The following is a 255-nucleotide window of genomic DNA, read 5'->3' on the forward strand; positions in this document are numbered from 1 at the left end:
ACCGGGCCGGGCTGGAGTGACCTAATCAGGAGCTTGGCCTAGAAGTCCCGTCACTGTCTTGTCCCCGGCCCTGCCCGGTCGCGTGCCCGCCGTCTTGCCGATGCGAACCGGAAAGAGGGGAAGGCACAACCATCATGACCGATCAGACACCCCAAGTCATCGGCGGCGTGGACACCCACGGCGCCACCCACCACGCCGCGCTCATCGACCCGATCGGCCGGCACCTGGGCGACCAGGAGTTCCCGGCCACCGCCG

At 68.6% G+C, this 255-nt stretch carries 1 pseudogene; it reads left to right on the plus strand.

The features are described 5' to 3' along the window. Positions 1-134: 134 nt before the first annotated feature. Positions 135-255, plus strand: a pseudogene (locus KGQ19_RS53575) (IS110 family transposase); the annotation flags it as partial.

Source organism: Catenulispora pinistramenti, from assembly GCF_018274385.1.
Taxonomy (GTDB): Bacteria; Actinomycetota; Actinomycetes; order Streptomycetales; family Catenulisporaceae; genus Catenulispora; species Catenulispora pinistramenti.